Annotated in this window: 3 protein-coding genes and 1 pseudogene; 2 read left to right on the top strand and 2 right to left on the bottom strand. The window is 74.2% G+C overall.

Annotated features, from left to right (window positions below; all coding sequences use genetic code 11):
- Nucleotides 1-1042, bottom strand: a pseudogene (locus IBL25_RS25700) (hypothetical protein); the annotation flags it as partial.
- Between the two features lie 176 nt (nucleotides 1043-1218).
- Between IBL25_RS25700 and IBL25_RS25695 the strand changes: the two are divergent.
- Together IBL25_RS25695 and IBL25_RS25690 are read left to right on the top strand one after the other, a co-directional pair.
- The gene (locus IBL25_RS25695) at nucleotides 1219-1455 is read left to right on the top strand and encodes a hypothetical protein (RefSeq protein ID WP_187781283.1); all 237 of its coding nucleotides are present in this window, start codon (nucleotides 1219-1221) and stop codon (nucleotides 1453-1455) included.
- On the top strand, nucleotides 1452-1703 hold the full coding sequence (locus IBL25_RS25690) for a hypothetical protein (protein WP_187781282.1): 252 nt from the start codon (nucleotides 1452-1454) through the stop codon (nucleotides 1701-1703). Before IBL25_RS25695 ends, IBL25_RS25690 begins: the two co-directional genes overlap by 4 nt.
- 25 nt (nucleotides 1704-1728) lie before the next feature.
- On the opposite strand, the gene IBL25_RS25685 is transcribed toward IBL25_RS25690, so the two are convergent.
- Nucleotides 1729-2327, bottom strand: a 599-nt coding sequence (locus IBL25_RS25685; RefSeq protein ID WP_187781281.1) for an ADP-dependent NAD(P)H-hydrate dehydratase, incomplete at its 5' end; no start/stop codon positions are given.

The raw sequence follows: 2327 nt of genomic DNA, 5'->3' as shown, positions 1-2327 counted from the left end.
CGCGGGGCGGCCCGGCCAGGGCGACGCGGCGGCCGGCGGCGCGCTCGCTGTCCAGGAAATCGAAGAAGGCTTCCTCCGGCTCCTCCGCTTCCGCGAAGCGGGGGAGCTGGCCGGACGGTTCCTCCGGCGCTTCCTCCAGGGTGGTCACGGCGCGGCCGGAGAGCGCCGCCTTCCAGGCCGCGGCATCGAGGAACAGGGCGGCGGGCTCGCTCAGCGCCGGGGCTTCCTCTTCCGTGGCCAGCAGGGCGAGGCGGGTGCGGAAGGCTTCCGCCACCTCCCGCTCCCGCTCCGCGCGCAGCTCCGCCACCTCCGGCTCCAGCACCACGGGCGCGCGGGGCAGCAGGTCGAAGAGCGTGGTCAGCACAGGGTAGAAGCCGGCCAGCCCGTGTTCGGCGCCCGGCGGCAGGGGCAGCGGCACATCGCGCGGGTTCACGATCTCGGAGGCCGGGCAAAGCGTCACCGCCTCCACTTCCGTCACGCTGCGCTGGGTCAGCGGGTCGTAGCGGCGGATGGCGGTGACGCGGCCCTCCGCATGCTCGATGCGGCAGGGCTGCGCTTCCTCGGCGGCGGGGAAGATATCCAGCACAGCGCCATGCACCGCCGCCTCCCCCGGCTCGTCCACCCGGGCATCCAGGCGGTAGCCGAGGCGCAGCAGGCGGTCCTCCACCGCCTCCAGGTCCAGCGCCTCGCCCTGGCGCAGTTCCAGGCTGTCGAGGGCGTCAGGCGGCGGCAGGCGTTGCGTGGCGGCGCCGAGGCTGGCGATCACCAGCCTCGGCCCGGCCGCCTTGCGTGCCAGCGCCGCCAGGGTGGCCATGCGGCTGCCCATCACGGCGCCGGAAGGCGAGGCACGGTCATAAGGCAGGCAGTCCCAGCCCGGCAGCAGCAGCACCTCCATGCCATCGGCCAGGGCGCGGGCGGCGTGGAACAGGCGCTCGGCGCGGGCGGTGGAGCGCGCCACATGGATCAACCCCGTCTCCCCCGCCGCATCGGCCCCTTCCAGCAGTTGCGCGGCCAGCAGGCTTTCGGGCTCGGAATCCATCATCTCGTCCTGGCAGGTGGTGGCGCCGCGGCATGGCGCAGGGCCTTAACGTCCGGCAGCGGGGAAAGTCGGCCGGAAACAAGCGCCGGCGGCTGGGGAACCCGCCCCCTGACCAGAGGGTTAACTCCGGGTCAGGGGATGCCGCGCGACGCCCCCTTTTCAGCCAGGGAACCAGCAGAATGGCAGACGACAGCAAGAAGAATTCCGCCGTCGACCAGTTGATCGAGGACACCACCGGCGGCCAGGGCGCGGCCCCGGCGCAGCCGGCGGCGGGCGCGCAGGGCATCGCTTCCGCCCATAACCCCGGCGGCATGGCGCCGGGCAGCAAGCCGGGTGCCGGCTTCGGCAGCATGGGCACCGGCGGCGCCAGCACGGGCGGCTCGGACACCGGCACCGTGAAGCGGGGTGAATCATGAGCGGCACCGGCAAGCCCGAAGGCGGCGCCACGCCGCAGGGCCTGGGCGCGCAGGGGCCGGGCAATGCCCATGGCACCCCTTCGGCGCATGAGCGCGACACGGAGGACAAGCCTTTCGACCCCGAGGGCGGCCGGCCGGCCAGCGACACCGAGGCCATGGCCAGGAAGGTGCTGGATTATGCCAACAAGGGCCCCCGCGCCGACGGCGACCCCGGCCCGGAAGCCGAGGGCAAGAAGCCCGGCGGCTGAGCGGGCCCGGGCCGGCCATCGCCGCTCAGGCGGCGAGGTCGGCCAGGATGCGTGGCACCTCCGCCGGCAGTTCCCGCGCCAGGTAGCCCACCGGCCCCTGGGCGCGGGCCAGGCGGTGCCCCGCTTCCCCATGCACCCAGACGCCCCAGATGGCCGCCTGCAGCGGTGTGGCGCCCCGCGCCAGCAGGCCGGCGATGATGCCGGAAAGCACGTCGCCCGAGCCGGAGGTGGCCAGCCCGATATTGCCATGGTCCGAGGCCCAGGCATCGCCTTCCGGCGTGACGATACGGGAATAGGCGCCCTTCATGATCACCACCACCTGCAACAGCGCCGCCGCCCGCCGTGCCATGCCCAGCGGATCGGCCAGCACCTCCTCCCGCGAGACATCCAGCAGCCGCGCCATCTCGCCATCATGCGGGGTGATGACGGCGCGGCCGGCATGGCGGCGCAGCGCCTCCCGGCAACCGGCCAGCGGCGCCAGGGCGGCGGCATCCAGCACAAGCGCCGGGCCGGAAAGCTCTTGCAACAGCGCCGCCACCAGAGCATCGGCCTCCCGCCCGCCGCTCATGCCCGGGCCCAGCACCAGCGCCTTGGCCTGGCTGCCGTAGCGCAGCAGCGGCGCGG

The sequence above is a fragment of the Pseudoroseomonas ludipueritiae genome, assembly GCF_014490445.1.
Taxonomy (GTDB): Bacteria; Pseudomonadota; Alphaproteobacteria; order Acetobacterales; family Acetobacteraceae; genus Pseudoroseomonas; species Pseudoroseomonas ludipueritiae.
The sequence above is the reverse complement of the archived record's forward strand: the minus strand, read 5'-3'. Positions and strand labels throughout refer to the sequence as shown.

Coding starts and splice junctions, on each gene's coding strand:
- IBL25_RS25695 (WP_187781283.1), top strand. CDS start 1,219: ATGGCAGACGACAGCAAGAAGAATTCCGCCGTCGACCAGTTGATCGAG.
- IBL25_RS25690 (WP_187781282.1), top strand. CDS start 1,452: ATGAGCGGCACCGGCAAGCCCGAAGGCGGCGCCACGCCGCAGGGCCTG.